Annotated in this window: 17 protein-coding genes; 11 read left to right on the forward strand and 6 right to left on the reverse strand. The window is 66.8% G+C overall.

The genetic code is table 11. The features are described from left to right. Nucleotides 1-155 precede the first annotated feature (155 nt). From argF to CDO46_RS16910, 3 genes are all read left to right on the forward strand, one after another. Nucleotides 156-1,106: an ornithine carbamoyltransferase gene (gene argF / locus CDO46_RS16900; protein ID WP_087839656.1), complete on the forward strand. Its 951-nt coding sequence runs from the start codon at nt 156-158 to the stop codon at nt 1,104-1,106. A 402-nt stretch (nt 1,107-1,508) separates the two neighbouring features. Continuing rightward, complete coding sequence (locus CDO46_RS16905) at nt 1,509-2,735, forward strand: argininosuccinate synthase (RefSeq protein WP_087839657.1); 1,227 nt, start codon at nt 1,509-1,511, stop codon at nt 2,733-2,735. A 99-nt stretch (nt 2,736-2,834) separates the two neighbouring features. Next, nucleotides 2,835-3,578, forward strand: a complete 744-nt coding sequence (locus CDO46_RS16910; protein ID WP_087839658.1) for a glutamine amidotransferase — start codon at nt 2,835-2,837, stop codon at nt 3,576-3,578. Here CDO46_RS16910 and murB read toward each other — a convergent pair. After that, nucleotides 3,575-4,591, reverse strand: a complete 1,017-nt coding sequence (gene murB / locus CDO46_RS16915; protein ID WP_254914624.1) for a UDP-N-acetylmuramate dehydrogenase — start codon at nt 4,589-4,591, stop codon at nt 3,575-3,577. The two genes, CDO46_RS16910 and murB, sit on opposite strands and share 4 nt — an antisense overlap. 161 nt (nt 4,592-4,752) lie before the next feature. On the opposite strand from murB, the gene CDO46_RS16920 reads away from it, so the two are divergent. Beyond that, nucleotides 4,753-5,238 (forward strand): YajQ family cyclic di-GMP-binding protein, encoded by a 486-nt coding sequence (locus CDO46_RS16920; RefSeq protein WP_087839659.1) that lies wholly within the window; start codon nt 4,753-4,755, stop codon nt 5,236-5,238. A gap of 42 nt (nt 5,239-5,280) precedes the next feature. On the opposite strand, the gene CDO46_RS16925 is transcribed toward CDO46_RS16920, so the two are convergent. The 4 genes from CDO46_RS16925 to CDO46_RS16940 form a co-directional block, all read right to left on the reverse strand. Continuing rightward, a complete protein-coding gene (locus tag CDO46_RS16925; protein ID WP_233146180.1) occupies nt 5,281-5,499 on the reverse strand; it encodes a helix-turn-helix domain-containing protein in 219 nt (72 codons plus the stop codon). 237 nt (nt 5,500-5,736) lie between these two features. Further along, complete coding sequence (dxs, locus tag CDO46_RS16930; RefSeq protein ID WP_087839660.1) at nt 5,737-7,623, reverse strand: 1-deoxy-D-xylulose-5-phosphate synthase; 1,887 nt, start codon at nt 7,621-7,623, stop codon at nt 5,737-5,739. Between the two features lie 16 nt (nt 7,624-7,639). Further along, on the reverse strand, nt 7,640-8,545 hold the full coding sequence (locus tag CDO46_RS16935) for a polyprenyl synthetase family protein (protein WP_087839743.1): 906 nt from the start codon (nt 8,543-8,545) through the stop codon (nt 7,640-7,642). 4 nt (nt 8,546-8,549) lie between these two features. Next, a complete protein-coding gene (locus tag CDO46_RS16940) occupies nt 8,550-8,804 on the reverse strand; it encodes an exodeoxyribonuclease VII small subunit (protein ID WP_087839744.1) in 255 nt (84 codons plus the stop codon). Nucleotides 8,805-9,079: 275 nt separating this feature from the next. Here CDO46_RS16940 and CDO46_RS16945 point away from each other — a divergent pair, with 275 nt between their 5' ends. From CDO46_RS16945 to CDO46_RS16955, 3 genes are all read left to right on the forward strand, one after another. Continuing rightward, on the forward strand, nt 9,080-10,246 hold the full coding sequence (locus tag CDO46_RS16945) for an aromatic ring-hydroxylating dioxygenase subunit alpha (RefSeq protein WP_087839661.1): 1,167 nt from the start codon (nt 9,080-9,082) through the stop codon (nt 10,244-10,246). 280 nt (nt 10,247-10,526) lie between these two features. Next, a complete protein-coding gene (locus CDO46_RS16950) occupies nt 10,527-10,688 on the forward strand; it encodes a DUF1328 domain-containing protein (protein ID WP_087780828.1) in 162 nt (53 codons plus the stop codon). A 73-nt stretch (nt 10,689-10,761) separates the two neighbouring features. Then, nucleotides 10,762-11,031 carry a BON domain-containing protein gene (locus tag CDO46_RS16955; protein WP_243724461.1) on the forward strand — a complete coding sequence of 90 codons (270 nt, stop codon included), beginning with the start codon at nt 10,762-10,764 and terminating at the stop codon, nt 11,029-11,031. Between the two features lie 203 nt (nt 11,032-11,234). Here CDO46_RS16955 and htpX read toward each other — a convergent pair whose 3' ends face one another. Next, complete coding sequence (gene htpX, locus CDO46_RS16960) at nt 11,235-12,116, reverse strand: protease HtpX (protein WP_087839663.1); 882 nt, start codon at nt 12,114-12,116, stop codon at nt 11,235-11,237. Nucleotides 12,117-12,378: 262 nt separating this feature from the next. Between htpX and CDO46_RS16965 the strand changes: the two genes are divergently transcribed. The 4 genes from CDO46_RS16965 (at nt 12,379) to CDO46_RS16980 (ending at nt 16,527) form a co-directional block, all read left to right on the forward strand. Beyond that, entirely contained in the window at nt 12,379-13,230 is an 852-nt protein-coding gene (locus CDO46_RS16965) for a DMT family transporter (RefSeq protein ID WP_087839664.1), read from the forward strand. 103 nt (nt 13,231-13,333) lie between these two features. Beyond that, the gene (locus CDO46_RS16970; protein WP_087839665.1) at nt 13,334-14,335 is read left to right on the forward strand and encodes an LLM class flavin-dependent oxidoreductase; all 1,002 of its coding nucleotides are present in this window, start codon (nt 13,334-13,336) and stop codon (nt 14,333-14,335) included. 35 nt (nt 14,336-14,370) lie between these two features. Beyond that, nucleotides 14,371-15,153, forward strand: a complete 783-nt coding sequence (locus tag CDO46_RS16975; RefSeq protein WP_087839666.1) for a 3-hydroxybutyrate dehydrogenase — start codon at nt 14,371-14,373, stop codon at nt 15,151-15,153. Nucleotides 15,154-15,357: 204 nt separating this feature from the next. Next, nucleotides 15,358-16,527: a DUF3734 domain-containing protein gene (locus tag CDO46_RS16980; protein ID WP_087839667.1), complete on the forward strand. Its 1,170-nt coding sequence runs from the start codon at nt 15,358-15,360 to the stop codon at nt 16,525-16,527.

A 16,527-nucleotide genomic window follows, 5' to 3' on the forward strand; every position in this document is an offset into this window, starting at 1 on the left:
CGCGCACAATCTTGGCGCGGCCGATACCGCCCCCGCCGCCTGTAACAATGCCTCGGGTATCATTGACCCTTTCCGCGAAACGAGCCGATGAGTCGATGGCCCGCGGCGCCACGGCACCGCCCGCCGATTCGGCAACTCCCTGTCAGAGGCGTCGTATGAACGCAAATCTCCAGCAAAACCCGAAGACCTCTCCTCCGCTGCGCCATTTCCTCCAGTTCAACGACTTCACGCGCGAGGAAATCGAATATCTGTTCAGCCGCGCCGCGCTGATCAAGCGCAAGTTCAAGAACTACGAACCGCACTTCACCCTGAGCGACCGCACCCTCGCCATGGTGTTCGAGAAAGCCAGCACCCGCACCCGCGTGTCGTTCGAAGCCGGCATGTACCAAATGGGCGGCTCGGTCATCCACCTGACCACGGGCGACTCCCAGCTCGGCCGCTCCGAGCCGGTCGAGGACTCCGCCCAGGTCATCTCCCGCATGGTCGACCTGGTCATGATCCGCACCTTCGAGCAGACCAAGATCGAGCGTTTCGCCGCCTACTCGCGCGTGCCGGTCATCAACGGCCTGACCAACGAGTTCCACCCCTGCCAGATCCTGGCCGACATCTTCACCTACATCGAGCATTGCGGCTCGATCCAGGGCAAGACCGTGGCCTGGGTGGGCGACTCCAACAACATGTGCAACACCTGGCTGCAGGCCGCCGAGCTGCTGGATTTCAACCTCCACGTCTCGACCCCGCCCGGATACGAGCTCGAGCCCGAACGCGCGGGCGTCGTCGACGCCGAGCGGCTCAAGCAGTTCGCCGACCCCATGGAAGCCTGCAAGGGCGCGCACCTGGTCACCACCGACGTCTGGACCAGCATGGGCTTCGAAGCCGAGAACGAGGAGCGCCGCGCCGCCTTCGCCGACTGGTGCGTCGACAGCGACATGATGGCCGTGGCCGACCCCGGCGCGGTCTTCATGCACTGCCTGCCTGCCCACCGCGGCGAGGAAGTCACCGCCGAAGTCATCGACGGCCCCCAGAGCGTGGTGTGGGACGAAGCCGAAAACCGCATGCACGTCCAGAAAGCCCTGATGGAATTTCTGCTTCTGGGCAAACTATGACCCCCCCTACGCGCTTACGCGCGCCCCCAGGGGCGATGCGGGCGGACCGGCAAAGCCGGATCCGCCGCATCCTGGGTCTAGTACCGGCTCTTTGAATTGCGCACCCAGCTTCGCTGGCTGCCAACGGCGGCAACGGTGTGGCGTACCAAGAAACAGGTCCTAGACCCAGGGCGCCGCGGATCCGGCTTTGCCGGTCCGCCAGCGCCGCCCCCTGGAGGGGGCCCGCGAAGCGGGTAGGGGGTGGTACAATCCCGGATCGCCCTTGTGAGGCCGGGGGGCGATTGCACGATCCCGCGCATATGGCACGGAGCGCCCCTTGGGTGCGCCCCCATATCCCGGTGACCTGACCGGCCAGAAAGCTGCACCGCCCAAGCGCGGGCCGTCCATGCCCTGGGAACATCAATGAGCGAAGTAAAGAAGGTCGTACTTGCCTACTCGGGCGGTCTTGACACATCCGTGATCCTGAAATGGCTCCAGGACACGTATCAGTGCGAAATCGTCACCTTCACCGCCGACATCGGCCAAGGTGAAGAGCTCGAGCCGGCACGCGCCAAGGCCCTGAAGTTCGGCATCAAGCCGGAACACATCTACATCGACGACCTGCGCGAGGAATTCGTCCGCGACTTCGTCTTCCCGATGTTCCGCGCCAACACCATCTACGAAGGCGAGTACCTGCTGGGCACCTCCATCGCCCGCCCGCTGATCGCCAAGCGCCAGATCGAGATCGCGCGCGCGGTCAAGGCCGACGCCGTCTCCCACGGCGCCACCGGCAAGGGCAACGACCAGGTCCGCTTCGAACTGGGCTACTACGCGCTGGAGCCGGGCATCAAGGTCGTCGCCCCGTGGCGCGAGTGGGACCTGCTCTCGCGCGAGAAGCTGCTGGCCTACGCCGAAAAAGCCGGCATCCCCATCGAAATGAAGCACAAGCAGGGCGGCGCGCCCTACTCGATGGACGCGAACCTGCTGCACATCAGCTACGAAGGCCGTCACCTGGAAGACCCGAAGGCCGAGGCCGAGGAATCGATGTGGCGCTGGACCGTGGCGCCTGAAGCCGCGCCCGACGCCCCCGAATACCTCGACGTCGAGTTCGAGCACGGCGACATCGTCGCCCTGAACGGCAAGCGCATGACGCCCGCCGAAGTGCTGACCGAGCTGAACAAGCTGGGCGGCAAGCACGGCATCGGACGCCTGGACCTGGTGGAAAACCGCTACGTCGGCATGAAGTCGCGCGGCTGCTACGAGACCCCGGGGGGCACGATCATGCTGCGCGCCCACCGCGCGATGGAATCCATCACGCTGGACCGCGAAGTCGCCCACCTCAAGGACGACCTGATGCCGCGCTACGCCAGCCTGATCTACAACGGCTACTGGTGGAGCCCCGAGCGCAAGGCGCTGCAGGTGCTGATCGACCACACCCAGCAGGCCGTGAACGGATGGGTGCGCCTGAAGCTGTACAAGGGCAACGTCTACACCGTCGCCCGCGATTCGAAGAACACGCTGTTCGACCAGACCATCGCGACCTTCGACGACGACGGCGGCGCCTATGACCAGGCCGATGCCGGCGGCTTCATCAAACTGAACGCCCTGCGCATGCGCATCGCGGAAAACGCCCGTCGCAAGCGCGGATGAGCCAACCGTCCGAACCTGTGCCTACCACCAGCCCGGAGACGGGCTGGCGTTGACCCGCCGTCGGCGGCCCTCGGGCCGCCGATTTGTTTTTCGAGCGCCATGAACGAGAACGCCCATCCGCCTCTAGTCATCATCCAGACCGGGCTCCCGCCCGAACCGGTGTCCAACCGGCACGGCACCTTCAGTTGCATGATCCGCGAAGCGGCCGGGCTGCGCGCCGACGACGTGGAAGTCGTGGCCGTGCACCAGGGGGCCGAGCTGCGGCCGCCCTCCAGCTACCGCGCCGCCATCATCACCGGCTCGCCCGCCATGGTCACCGACCTGGCCGACTGGAGCGAACGCACGGCCGCCTGGATACGGCGCGCGGCGGACCAGGGCCTGCCCATCCTGGGCATCTGCTACGGACACCAGTTGCTGGCCCATGCGCTGGGCGGCAGGGTCGACTTTCATCCCCGCGGCCGCGAGGTGGGCACGCAGACGGTCGAACTGCTGCCTGCCGCCAGCGACGTTCCCCTGCTCGCGGGACTGCCCTCGCGCTTTCCCGCGCACCTGATCCACCAGCAAAGCGTGATGGAGCTGCCGGCCGGCGCCACCGTGCTGGCACGCTCGGAACACGACGCGCACCAGATCGTGCAATACGGCGATCGCGTGATTTCCAGCCAGTACCATCCCGAGTTCTGCCCCCGCATCATGGGGACCTACCTCGCGCACTTCGGCCCCAGGCTGGGCGAGGAAGGCTTCGACGTCCAGGCGCTGAACGCCCGGCTGCGCCCCGCCCCCGAGGCCCGCGAGCTGCTGCTGCGCTTCGTGCGGCAGCACGCGGCACTGCAGGAAGCGGCCTAGGGGTCGATACCCGGCACCACGACCGGCTCGATCTCCAGTTCCAGGCCGTAGCGTTCGCGCACGTCGTGCTGCACGACCCGCGCCAGCGCAAGCACGTCGCCCGATTGCGCGCCCCCATGATTGACCAGCACCAGCGCCTGGCGCTCGTGCACCCCCACCGGCCCCATGCGACGCCCCTTCCAGCCGCATTGGTCGATCAGCCACCCCGCGGCCAGCTTGTAGCCGCCGTCCTCTTGCGGATACGCCACCAGGCCGGGAAAACGGGCATGCAGCCGCTCGTATTGCGCGGCCGGCACCACCGGATTCTTGAAAAAACTGCCAGCATTGCCCAGCACGGCCGGGTCCGGCAGCTTCGCGCGCCGGATCGCGCAGACCGCCTCGAATACGTCGCGTGCCGTAGGCGAACCCGCCAGGCTCTCGTGCCGCCGCAGATCGGGATAGTCCAGCACGGGCGTCCATTGCCGGGGCAGTCGCAACCGCACGGCGGTGATGACCCAACGTCCGGGTTCGCGCTTGAAGACGCTGTCCCGATAGGCGAAGGCGCATTGCGCCGCGTCCATCTCCGTCCAGGCGTCGCGCAGCAGGTCGTAAGCCGTCAGGCCCGCGAAGCGGTCGCGCAGTTCGACACCATAGGCACCTATGTTCTGCACCGGCGCCGCGCCGACCGTGCCGGGAATGAGCGCGAGGTTTTCCAGCCCGCCCCAGCCCTGTTCGACACAATGGGTAACGAAGTCGTGCCAGATTTCGCCCGCCGCGGCTTCGACCACGCGGGACTCGTCGTCCTGGGCCAACAGCCGGATGCCGCGCAGCGCCATCCGCGCCACCAGGCCGCGCACCCGGGGCGGCAGAACCAGGTTGCTGCCGCCGCCCAGCACCAGGAGCCCCGCACCGTCGGAACGCGCCAGGCAGGCCAGCGCCGGCAGCTCGTCGCGGCTGCGCAGCGTGACGCAGGCCGGCGCCGAACTGGCCAGCCCCAGGGTGTTGAGAGACGAAAGATCGCAGGCACCGGGCACGAGGCCCGCGCGAGCGCTGGAATCGGGAGCGACAGCCAATCTGGACACCAGGCAGGACGAACGAATGCGGCGGGAGGGATTTCCCGCGGCCCCGCCATCTTACTTGACTACAATTCCCCTATTCCAAGACAGGCCGCAAGCCGCACGCAAGGAGCTCACTCATGCCTACATTCGATGTCGTCTGCAAGCCCAACCTGGTCGAACTGCGCAATGCCGTCGAACAGGCCAACAAGGAAATCTCCACCCGCTTCGACTTCAAGGGCTCGGATGCCCGCGTCGAACAGACCGACAAGGAACTCACGGCCTATGCCGACAGCGATTTCCAGCTGAACCAGGTGCGGGACGTGCTGTTGAACAAGATGACCAAGCGCAGCGTGGACGTGCGTTTCCTCGACCAGGGCAAGGTCGAGAAGATAGGCGGCGACAAGGTCAAGCAGGTCCTGACCGTGCGCAACGGCGTGCCCCAGGACGCGGCCAAGAAGATCGTGGCCCTGATCAAGAACAGCAAGATGAAGGTCCAGTCCAGCATCCAGGGAGACACCGTGCGCGTGCAGGGCGCCAAGCGCGACGACCTGCAAAGCGCCATCGCGCTGCTGAAGAAGGACGTGACCGACCTGCCTCTGGGCTTCGAGAACTTCAGGGACTGAACGGTCCGGCTCGCGGAACGATCATGAATGCCCCGCCGGGACTCAGAGCACGGGGCGTTTGAACAGCATGGCGGGGTCGAGTTCGAGCGCCTTGGCCAGTTTCTCGATGTTGTCGACCGAGATGTTGACGCGCGCCCGCTCGACCTGACTGACAAAGGTCCGGTCGAGATGGGCGGCAAACCCGAGCTGCTCCTGCGACATCTTCTGCGCGACCCGGAACGCTCGTACGTTGTAGCCGAGGATCTCGCGCAGCGTCGTCAAGGACGCCGACGGATTGGGGGATCTCAGAGGTGCGGGCATTGACGCATACTCCCCACGACAGCGCGTTATATCTACCGCTTTTACATCACTTTTACTGGACGCGATTGCAACGCTTCGCAAAGCGCTTCAGCAAAAGTAATTCTGCGCCTGTCGGAGGGCGACACACATACGGGGCTAACCCTCGGTCATGCGGGCCGCGCCCGACGCGGGAAGCGCGCGCTTCCCGCGTTCGGGGGATCAACTCACCTGATCGGGAAAACGCTCGCGCACCGAACGCTCGATGCCCGCCGCGTCGAGCCCCAGCCCCGCCAGCAGCGCGCCCTGCTCGCCATGGTCGATGAAACGATCGGGCAGGCCGAGCTGCATCACGGGCACGGTCGTGCCGGCCTCGTTCAGCACCTCGCAAACGGCGCTGCCCGCGCCTCCCATGATGCTGCCCTCTTCCACCGTGACCAGCGCGGCATGCCGCGACGCCAGGTCGAGTATGAGTTCGCGGTCGATGGGCTTGACGAAGCGCATGTCCACCACCGTCGCATCCAGCGCCTGCCCCGCCCGCAACGCGGGGATGGCCAGCGTGCCGAACGCGAGTATCGCAATGCCGGCCTTGTCGCCGGGCTGCGCGCGGCCGCTCTGGCGCCGCACGACGCCCTTGCCCAGGGGCACGGTGTCCAGGCTGGCCGCCGGCGTCGCGCCGGCCCCCGCGCCGCGCGGATATCGGACCGTGGCGGGCCCCGGATGCCGATAACAGGTCGATAGCAACAGCCTGCATTCGGCCTCGTCCGAAGGGGTTGCCACCACCATGTTGGGAATGCAGCGCACGAAGGCGATGTCGTAGTTGCCGGCGTGCGTCGCGCCATCCGCGCCCACGAGGCCGGCTCGATCGAGCGCGAAGGTCACGTCCAGGTCCTGGAGCGCGACGTCGTGGATCAACTGGTCATAGCCTCGCTGCAGGAAGGTGGAGTAGATGGCCACCACCGGCTTGAGCCCCTCGCAGGCCAGGCCGCCGGCGAAGGTCACGGCATGCTGTTCGGCGATGCCGACGTCGAAATAGCGCTCCGGAAAGCGCCGCTCGAACTCGACGAGACCGCTGCCCTCGCGCATGGCCGGCGTGATGCCGATCAGGCGCGTGTCCTCGGCCGCCATGTCGCACAGCCAGTCGCCGAACACCTGGGTGAACGTCTTCCTGGGCGGCGTGGACGGCTTGCTGATGCCCACGGCGGGGTCGAACTTGCCCGGTCCGTGGTACAGGACGGGATCGGCCTCGGCCAGCTTGTACCCCTGCCCCTTGCGAGTGACGACGTGCAGGAAGCGCGGCCCGGAGAGCTTGCGCATGTTCTGCAGCGTGGGAATCAGCGAATCCAGATCGTGTCCGTCGATGGGGCCGACATAGTTGAAGCCCAGTTCCTCGAACATCGTGGCGGGCGTGACCATGCCCTTGGCGTGCTCCTCGATGCGCCGGGCCAGTTCGAACACGGGCGGCACGTGCGACAGCACGGCCTTGCCCACGTTGCGCGCGGCGGCGTAGAACCTGCCCGACATCAGGCGCGCGAGATAGCGGTTCAGCGCGCCGACCGGCGGCGAGATCGACATGTCGTTGTCGTTCAGGATCACCAGCAGGTCGACGTCGGGCAGGACGCCGCCGTTGTTCAAGGCCTCGAAGGCCATGCCGGCCGACATCGCGCCGTCGCCGATCACGGCGATGTGCTTGCGCTCGATGCCGGCGTTGCGCGCCGCCACGGCCATGCCCAGCGCGGCCGAGATGGAGGTGGAAGAATGGGCGGTGCCGAAGGCGTCGTACTCGGACTCGCTGCGCCGGGGAAAGCCGGAGATGCCGCCCTGCTGCCGCAGGGTCGCCATGCCGGCGCGCCGACCCGTCAGGATCTTGTGCGGATAGGTCTGGTGCCCCACGTCCCAGACGATGCGATCGTCGGGCGTATCGAAGACGTAGTGCAGCGCCAGGGTCAGTTCGACCGTGCCCAGGTTGGAAGACAGGTGGCCGCCGGTGCGGGATACCGACTCCAGCACGAAGGCACGCAACTCGTCGGCCAGCGCCGAGAGTTGGCAGCGGTCCAGTTTTTTCAGGTCGGCCGGAGATTCGATGCGGTCGAGCATATCGGTGGGCATGTTTCGGAGTCTCCGTTCAGCGATCGCGCAGCACGATGAAATCGGCCAGCGCGGCCAGGCGCGCACCGCCCGCGCCCAGCGGAGCGATGGCCTCGTGCGCGGCTTGGCGCAGTTGCTCCGCCAGGGTCCGGGCCTCGTCCAGGCCCAGTATGGATACATAGGTGGGCTTGTCGGCGGCCGCGTCCTTGCCGGCGGTCTTGCCCAGGCTGGCCGAGTCGGCGGTGACGTCGAGGATGTCGTCGACCACCTGGAACGCCAGTCCCACGGCTTGCGCGTAGCCGTCGAGCGCCGCGCGCTGGACCGAACTCGCCCCCGCCACGATGCCGCCCAGCGCGGCGCTGGCACGCAGCAGCGCACCGGTCTTGAGCCGATGCATGGCCTCCAGTTCGTTCCGGTCGAGAGGCTTGCCGACGCTGGCCAGGTCGATGGCCTGGCCGCCAGCCATTCCCAGGCTGCCGGCCGCCGCCGCGAGCACCTGCACCGCCTGCACGGTCAGGCCGGGGGCAATCGGCATGCCCGCCAGGGCCTCGAAGGCCAGGGCCTGCAGGGCGTCCCCCACCAGCAGCGCCGTGGCCTGGCCGAATTCCACGTGCACGGTCGGGCGGCCGCGGCGCAGGACATCGTCGTCCATGCACGGCATGTCGTCATGCACCAGCGAATAGGCATGGATCAGCTCGACCGCGGCAGCGGCGGCGTCCAGCGCCGCGTCGCTCCCGGCGCCGGATGCCGCGCAGGCCTCGCCCGCGGCATAGGTCAACATGGGGCGTACGCGCTTGCCGCCGCCCAGCACCGCATAGCGCATGGCGTCGTGCAACGCGCGCGGATCGGTATCCTGGGCAGGCAACAAACGCGCAAGCGCCTGTTCGGCGCGCACCCCGCACGCCGCCATCCAGACGGAAAAATCTTCGCGACTGCCAGCCATCAAGTCAGTCCCCGGCCTCTTCGAACGGGCGCAGCAATTCTCCCTCGAGGACCTTGACCTGCTGCTCGGCGCGCGCCAGCCTGTCCTGGCAGACCCGCACGAGGTCGACGCCGCGGCGATAGGCGGCCAGCGAGGACTCCAGCGGCATGGAACCATCCTCCATCATCGCCACCAGCGCCTCGAGCTCGCCCAGCGCGGCCTCGAAGTCCTGAGGCAGGGCCTGCTCGGGGGCGTCGCCCTGCGCAGGGTGGACATTCACGAATTTGTCGGCCAATCAAGCCTCCTGGATCTCGTCACGGCATCGAACCCGGAATTGTACGGGATGACGGGATACCGCCCCCGCCACCGGCCGGGTCGGGCCGGCGCGGCGGCGGGGACTTCTACGGCCGTCCGGGGTACAATAGCGGGCTTGATCGGGCAGATCATTTTCTTCGCGCCAGCACCATCTGCGAAGTCCAAACACCGCTCCAGGTCGCGTAAGGGGTGGTTTCGCAGCGAGGGGGACTGGCTTCACAACTCTCGCGGAGGGAAGTCATGACCGATATCGGTCGCGTGGCACACGTGGCGGCGAGCCGAGCGCAGCTCCCAGTCAGTGCCTATTTCGATGAAGCGCGCTTCGCGCGCGAAATGCAGAACATCTTTGGCCAGGCCCCGATTTATGTGGGGCACCAGAAAGGCGTCCCCGAAGTCGGGGACTACCGTACCCTGATACAGGAAAACGACGGCCGGGTGCTGGTGCGCAACCAGACCGGCGTCGAACTGCTGTCCAACGTATGCCGTCACCGGCAGGCGCTGATGCTGGGCAAGCACCCGGCCGGCGGCGAACGGCAGGCCGCGCATTGCAGCGGCAACCTGGGGCGCCCGGGCAACATCGTCTGCCCGCTGCACCGCTGGACCTACGATGCCCGCGGCAAGCTGATCGGCGCCCCGCTGTTCAGCGAAACGCCGGGCCTGGACCTGCAGCGTTTCCCGCTGCAGGAATGGAACGGCTCGCTGTTCGAGTCGCCCCGCGCCGGCGGCCGCCAGATCGCCGCCGAGCTTGCCGCGCTGGACGGCAGGCCCGAATTCGACTTCAGCGACTACGTCCTGGACCGGGTGCAGGTGCACCAGTGCAACTACAACTGGAAGACGTTCATCGAGGTCTATCTCGAGGACTACCACGTCGGCCCGTTCCACCCCGGCCTGGGCCGCTTCGTCACATGCGACGACCTGAGCTGGGAATTCGGCGACTACTACAGCCTGCAGCGGGTGGGCGTGCACAATGCGCTGGCGCATCCCGGCTCGGGCGTCTACCAGCGCTGGCACGACGCCCTCTTGGCCTACCGCAACGGCAGCGCGCCCGAATTCGGGGCGATCTGGGTCACGCATTTCCCGACCCACATGATCGAGCTGTATCCGCACACGCTGGTATTGTCGACGCTCTATCCCAAGAGCCCGCAGGAAACGGTCAATATCGTCGAGTTTTATTATCCCGAGGAAATCGTCCATTTCGAACGCGATTTTGTCGAGGCCCAGCAGGCGGCCTATATGGAAACCGCGGTCGAGGACGACGAGATTGCCGAACGCATGGATGCCGGCCGCAAGGCATTAATGGAACGCGGTGCCAACGAAGCCGGCCCCTACCAATCCCCCATGGAAGACGGCATGCAGCACTTCCATGAATGGTATCGGAAGGCCATGGACGAGCCGGAAGATATGTAAAGACGTAACTTTTGTCTGACTGCCCATCAAAGCGCCCTTCACGGGCGCTTTTCTTTTTTTCAATCGCGGCGGGCCCAGGCCGGTCATGACGATTTTGAAGGCAATGCCCACTGATCTGTAATAAATACACGGTACCCCGGCGGCATGCGCACCATTACAAATACACACACTGCCGCCTTGTCAACCATAGAGGCGGCGCGTAACTTTCAAATCGAAATTCAGGCTTGGATGCATATACGGCCGGATTTTCGCCATAGGCAAAAAAAGACGGGAGAAAAGCATGCTGCATTATGCAGTCGTATTTTTCGTCATCGCCATCATCGCGGCGGTTCTGGGTTTCGGCGGCATTGCCGCCGGTGCCGCGTCGATCGCGAAGATATTGTTCTTCATTTTCATCGTGCTTGCGGTCCTGTCGCTGCTGAGCGGCCTGTTCCGAAAATGATTCACGTCCAAGGAGAAAAATCATGAACGTTCGTACCCTGCTCGTCGCCGGCATCATCGGTACCGCCACGGTCATGGGCGGTTGCACGTCGACCCGCACCCATCAATCCGCGGGCGAATATGCCAGCGACGCCGCCATTACCGCCAAGGTCAAGGCGGCCCTGGTCTCGGCCAAGGACGTCAGCGCCGCCGACGTCAACGTCGAAACCTTCCGCCGCACCGTCCAGCTCTCCGGCTTCGTCAACTCCCAGGCCGAAGCCTCCCGCGCCGTGGAAGTGGCCCGCGGCGTCGAGGGCGTCCAAAGCGTCCGCAACGACCTGCGGGTGAAGAACAACCCTCGGTAAAGTCCCCATGCGCTGACGCGCACGCGACAAAAAACGGCTTCGCCCAAAAAAGCGAAGCCGTTTTCTCATTCCAACCAGCAACCAGCCAAAACCCCAGACCCCGCCAGCCGCTTGGTACCCCAGGATGCGGTGGATCCGGCTCCGCCGGTCCACCCGCATCGCCCCCTGGGGGGCGCGCGTCAGCGCGTAGGGGGGGCTAACCTCTACCCTTTTGCGTTCATCAGGGCGCGGATGCGCTGCTCGATGGGCGGGTGGGAGGCGAACAGGGCGCCGAAGCCCTTGGCGGCGCCAGCGATGCCGGACGCCTCGAAGCTCTTGGGCAAGTCGCCCGGCTCCATGCCGCCCAGGCGGGCCAGCGCGCGGATCATGGGTTCGCGCGAGCCCAGCAGGTAGGCCGAGCCGGCGTCGGCACGGTATTCGCGCAGGCGCGAGAACCAGGCGACGATGATGGAGGCCAGGATGCCGAACACGAGTTCACAGACGATGACGGTGGCGAAGTAGCCGATGCCGCCGCTGCGTTCGTTCTTGAGCACCATCTGGTCGACCACGTAGCCCACGACCCGCGCCAGGAACACCACGAAGGTGTTGACCACGCCCTGGATCAGGGTCAGAGTCACCATGTCGCCGTTGGCGATGTGGGCCACTTCGTGCCCCAGCACCGCGCTGACTTCTTCCTCGGTCATCCCCCGCAAGAGGCCGGTGGATACCGCGACCAGCGCGTCGTTCTTGAAGGCGCCGGTGGCAAAGGCATTGGGCTCGCCCTCGTAGATGGCGACCTCGGGGCGGCCGATGCCGGCGCGGTCGGCCAGTTGATGCACGGTGTCCACCAGCCACTGTTCCTCGGCGCCGTTGGGCGCGTTGGGATCGATGACCCGTGCGCCGGTGCTCCACTTGGCCATCGGCTTGCTCATGAGGAGCGAGATGATGGAGCCGGTGAAACCGACGACGAGCGAGAAGATGGCCAGCGCCTGGATGTCCAGGCCGTTCGCGGTCAGGAAACGGTTGACGCCGAGGATGCTCAGCGTCGCCGTCAGGACCAGCATGACCGCGATGTTGGTCGCCAGAAATAACACGATGCGTTTCATGAGGGCAGGAAGCTCCGAAAACCTTTTGATGTCTTGTCCGGGGGTGGTTTTTCCCCTCGGCCACCGGGAACCGCCCCGCGCGGCGCCGAATGTGACGGCAACAGGCATCGGAAGTTCCCTCCGGCCGCCGCAGAACGGCAAGAGGGGCGATACCCGTTTCCCGGTTGGGGCTATATGGTAGCCGGGACGATGATTTCAAGGCGAATACTGGGGTTTACCCCAGAAGCTACAATCGAGGCCACCTCATCGCCGCCCGCCCTCCATGCAAGCCCTCTGGATGCTCTTCGCTTCGCTGATGTTCGCGATCATGGCCATGTTCGTGAAATTCGCCTCCGAACAGGCCAGCCTGGGGCAGATCATCCTGTTCCGGGGACTGCCCACGGCGGCGGGCATCCTGGCCTGGGCCTGGGCCACCCGGCGCATCGTGATCCCGCCGACCTGGCGGCTGCACATCATGCGCAACGTCGCCGGGGTCGGGTCGATCTGGCTGTCGTTCTTCGCCATGGGCCGGCTGCCGCTGGCCACCGCGATCACCTTGAACTACACCTCGCCGCTGTTCATCGCCGGCTGGATGATCTGGCGCCAGCACGACCTGACCGACCGGCTGCGCACCCTGGCGGTCGTCATCGGCTTCATCGGCGTGATCGCGATCCTGCGCCCCACTCTGGACCATTCGCAATGGCTGGCGGCGCTGCTGGGCCTGGCCGCCGGCAGCCTGACGGCGATCGCCGTGATGCAGGTGCGCTCGCTGGGCCAGTCCGGCGAACCCGAATGGCGCATCGTGCTGTTCTTCGCGTTGTCGTCCTGCCTGACCGGCGGCATCGCCACCTCCGTCACCGGCTGGCAGCCGCCCTCGCTCTATGGCTGGTTCACGCTGCTGGGCGTCGGCATCAGCGGGCTGCTGGGCCAGTTCGCGATGACGCGCGCCTTCAGCCGCGGGTCGGCCGCCCTGTCGTCGGTGCTCCAGTACAGCACCATCCCGTTCTCGGTCCTGCTCGGCTACGTGTTCTGGGACGACCATCCCGACATGCTGGGCTGGGCCGGCATGATGCTGATCGCGGCGGCGGGCCTGGTCTCGACCTGGCGCACGCTGGTGCTGGCGCGGCGGGCCTGAGTCCGTCGCCGGCCGCGCCGCCCTCGCCCCGCCGGCCATGCTGGGTTGCAGCAAAACGCCGTCGGGTTCACACTTGATGCGTTAACGGCCGTCCTCCCTTCCCATGTCCCTGAAGCTGTCCGTCCTCGACCTGAGCCCCATTCCCGCCGGCTACACGCCCACCGACGCCCTGTCCAACAGCGTGGACCTCGCGCGCCAGGCCGAGGCCGCGGGCTACCACCGCTACTGGCTGGCGGAACACCACAACACGGGCATGCTGGCGTGCTCCGCGCCGGAACTGCTGATCTGCCGGATCGCCGGCGCCACCACCCGGCTGCGCGTGGGATCGGGCGGCATCATGCTGCCCAATCACAGTCCGCTGAAGGTGGCCGAGACGTTCCGCGTGCTGGAGGCGATGTTCCCGGGCCGGATCGACCTGGGCCTGGGGCGCGCGCCGGGCACCGATCCGGTAACCGCCAGCGCGCTGCGCCGGGGCCACGCCGATGCCGATGAATTCCCGCAGCAACTGGCCGACCTGGTCGGCTACCTGAAGGACGTCATGCCGTCCGACCATCCCCATGCGCGGGTGCGCGCCACGCCGGTGGGGGTGCCGTGCCCGCCCATCTGGATACTGGGCTCGAGCCTGTTCGGCGCGCGCGTGGCCGCCGCCAACGGCTTCGGCTTCGCCTACGCGCACCATATCGTCCCCGAGAACGCCCATGCGGCGATGCGGCTTTATCGCGAGGAATTCCGCGCCTCGCCGTTCGGCCACGAGCCGCGCGCCATCCTGGCGGTGTCGGCCGTCTGCGCGCCCACCGCCGACGAAGCCGAGCGCCTGGCCTCCACCGCCGACCTCAGCATGATGCGCACGCGCAGCGGCCGCACCCGCACCCCGCTGCCCAGCGTCGAGGAAGCGCTGGCCTACGTCTATCAGCCCGACGAAGAGGCGCTGCGCCAGTACAACCGCACCCGCATCCACATCGGCACGCCCGAGGCGCTGGCCGGCTCGATCGGCGCGCTGGCCCGTGCCACGCAGGCCGACGAGGTCATGATCAACTCCCAGATCCACAGCCACGAATACCGGGTCCGCAGCTACCAGTTGCTGGCCTCGGCGCTGATGGCCTGACCGCTTCCCACCCACGCGCATACCAAGGGATCAACATGCAGCTCCAAGGAAAAGTCGCTCTCGTCACCGGCGCCGCCAGCGGCATCGGCAAGGAAATCGCCGACACGCTGGCCGCCGCGGGCGCCGCCGTCGCCATCGCGGACATCAACCTGACGGCCGCCCAGGCGGTGGCCGACGAACTCAGGCTCAAGGGCTGCCAGGCGATGGCGGTGGACTTCGACGTGACCGACGAGGCGGCTGTCGAACGCGGCACCCAACAGGTGGTCGACACCTTCGGCAGCGTGGACATCCTCGTGTCCAACGCCGGCATCCAGGTCGTCAACCCCATCGACCAGTTCGCGTACGCCGACTGGAAGAAGGTCATGGCCATCCACGTCGACGGCGCCTTCCTGACCACCAAGGCGGCCCTCAAGCACATGTACCGCGACGATCGCGGCGGCATCGTCATCTACACGGGATCGGTGCATTCGCACGAAGCCTCGCCGCTGAAGTCGGCCTACGTCACCGCCAAGCACGGCCTGCTCGGCCTCGCCCGCGTGCTGGCCAAGGAAGGCGCCAAGCACAACGTGCGCTCGCACGTGGTCTGCCCCGGCTTCGTGCGCACGCCGCTGGTGGAAAAGCAGATTCCCGAGCAAGCCCGCGAGCTCGGCATCCCGGAAGAGGAAGTGGTCAAGAAGGTCATGCTGGGCAACACCGTGGACGGCGAGTTCACCACCCTGCAGGACGTCGCGCAAACCGTCCTGTTCCTGGCGACCTTCCCCACGGCCGCCTTCACCGGACAATCGTTCGTCGTCAGCCACGGCTGGTATATGCACTAGAGATGGGAGCCCCCCCTACGCGCTTACGCGCGCCCAGCATGGTGAGCCCCCAGCCGCTGCGTGGCAGCCCCCCGAGGGAGCCGGGGCCCGCCTTGGGACGGCCCGGCGCCGGCCCCCGTCGGGCGGCACTGGCGGACCGGCGGAGCCGGATCCGCGGTGCCCTGGGTCCGGAGACATCCGCTACGTGCGCCATGGGTGACTGAAATGACTCGTTCCATCCAATCGCGGCGCGGCGAACTCGGCTACGACACCGTCGCGCTCGTCCTGCAGGGCGGCGGCGCGCTGGGCTCCTACCAGGGCGGCGTCTATGAAGGCCTGGCCGAGGCCGGCCTGCATCCGGACTGGATAGCCGGCATTTCGATCGGCGCGATCAACGCCGCCATCATTGCCGGCAACGCGCCCGAGCGGCGGGTCGAACAATTGCAGCGGTTCTGGGACCACATCTGCCGTCCGCCGCTGCTGCCGCCCACGCCGGTGGACGCGTTGCGCGATGCGCTCGCCCATCTTCCCGGTCCGGCCGGCGCGGCGCTCAGCGCCTGGGAAGCCTGGCGCGCCGTCCTGGAAGGACAGAACGGCTTCTTCGTGCCGCGGCCGGTGCCGTCATGGCCCGCGCAGCACGACCCGGGCACCGCCAGCGTCTACGACAGCACGCCGCTCAAGCGCACGCTGGAAGAATTCGTCGATTTCGACCGGCTCAATCATGGCGGCACCCGCATATCGGTGGGCGCCGTCAACGTGCGGACCGGCAACTTCGCCTATTTCGACAACACCACCCGGGTGCTGACGGCCGACCACATCATGGCTTCGGCCGCCCTGCCCCCCGGATTCGCGCCGGTCGAGATCGACGGCGAATACTACTGGGACGGCGGCGTCGTCTCGAACACGCCGCTCTACCAGATCCTGCAATCGAGTCCGCGCCGCTATTCGCTGGTCTTCCAGGTCGACCTCTGGAGCGCGCACGGCCAGGTACCCGGCAACCTGAGCGAAGTGCCCATCCGCCAGAAGGACATCCAGTATTCCAGCCGCACGCGCCTGGTGACCGACTACATGCGCGAAGTGCAGGAATACCGCGGCCTGCTGCGCGAACTGCTCAAGCACGTGCCGGCCGGGCACGGCCGCGAGCCCTGGATGAAGCGGGCGCGCGAACTGGCCAGCGACCGACGCATCAACGTGCTGCACCTGATCTACCGCGGCGAGAAATGCGAAGCGCCGTACAAGGACTACCAGTTCGGCCGGCTGGGCATGGAAGAACGATGGACCGGAGGCCTGGCCGACATACGCCGTACACTTGAACATCCGTCCTGGCTCGAGGTACCCAGCGCCGAACATCCGTTCGTCACGCACGACGTGCACCGGCCCGCGGACGGCCGTTGA

It is taken from the genome of Pigmentiphaga sp. NML030171, from assembly GCF_002188635.1.
GTDB classification, from domain to species: Bacteria; Pseudomonadota; Gammaproteobacteria; order Burkholderiales; family Burkholderiaceae_B; genus Pigmentiphaga; species Pigmentiphaga daeguensis.

What these genes read in the sequence shown, in the direction of transcription:
- CDO46_RS16945 (WP_087839661.1), top strand. Translation starts at nt 9,080, where the DNA reads ATGACCGATATCGGTCGCGTGGCACACGTGGCGGCGAGCCGAGCGCAG.
- CDO46_RS16950 (WP_087780828.1), top strand. Translation starts at nt 10,527, where the DNA reads ATGCTGCATTATGCAGTCGTATTTTTCGTCATCGCCATCATCGCGGCG.
- CDO46_RS16910 (WP_087839658.1), top strand. Translation starts at nt 2,835, where the DNA reads ATGAACGAGAACGCCCATCCGCCTCTAGTCATCATCCAGACCGGGCTC.
- CDO46_RS16955 (WP_243724461.1), top strand. Translation starts at nt 10,762, where the DNA reads ATGGGCGGTTGCACGTCGACCCGCACCCATCAATCCGCGGGCGAATAT.
- CDO46_RS16980 (WP_087839667.1), top strand. Translation starts at nt 15,358, where the DNA reads ATGACTCGTTCCATCCAATCGCGGCGCGGCGAACTCGGCTACGACACC.
- htpX (WP_087839663.1), bottom strand. Translation starts at nt 12,116, where the DNA reads ATGAAACGCATCGTGTTATTTCTGGCGACCAACATCGCGGTCATGCTG.
- CDO46_RS16905 (WP_087839657.1), top strand. Translation starts at nt 1,509, where the DNA reads ATGAGCGAAGTAAAGAAGGTCGTACTTGCCTACTCGGGCGGTCTTGAC.
- CDO46_RS16965 (WP_087839664.1), top strand. Translation starts at nt 12,379, where the DNA reads ATGCAAGCCCTCTGGATGCTCTTCGCTTCGCTGATGTTCGCGATCATG.
- CDO46_RS16970 (WP_087839665.1), top strand. Translation starts at nt 13,334, where the DNA reads ATGTCCCTGAAGCTGTCCGTCCTCGACCTGAGCCCCATTCCCGCCGGC.
- argF (WP_087839656.1), top strand. Translation starts at nt 156, where the DNA reads ATGAACGCAAATCTCCAGCAAAACCCGAAGACCTCTCCTCCGCTGCGC.
- dxs (WP_087839660.1), bottom strand. Translation starts at nt 7,623, where the DNA reads ATGCCCACCGATATGCTCGACCGCATCGAATCTCCGGCCGACCTGAAA.
- CDO46_RS16920 (WP_087839659.1), top strand. Translation starts at nt 4,753, where the DNA reads ATGCCTACATTCGATGTCGTCTGCAAGCCCAACCTGGTCGAACTGCGC.
- CDO46_RS16935 (WP_087839743.1), bottom strand. Translation starts at nt 8,545, where the DNA reads ATGGCTGGCAGTCGCGAAGATTTTTCCGTCTGGATGGCGGCGTGCGGG.
- CDO46_RS16975 (WP_087839666.1), top strand. Translation starts at nt 14,371, where the DNA reads ATGCAGCTCCAAGGAAAAGTCGCTCTCGTCACCGGCGCCGCCAGCGGC.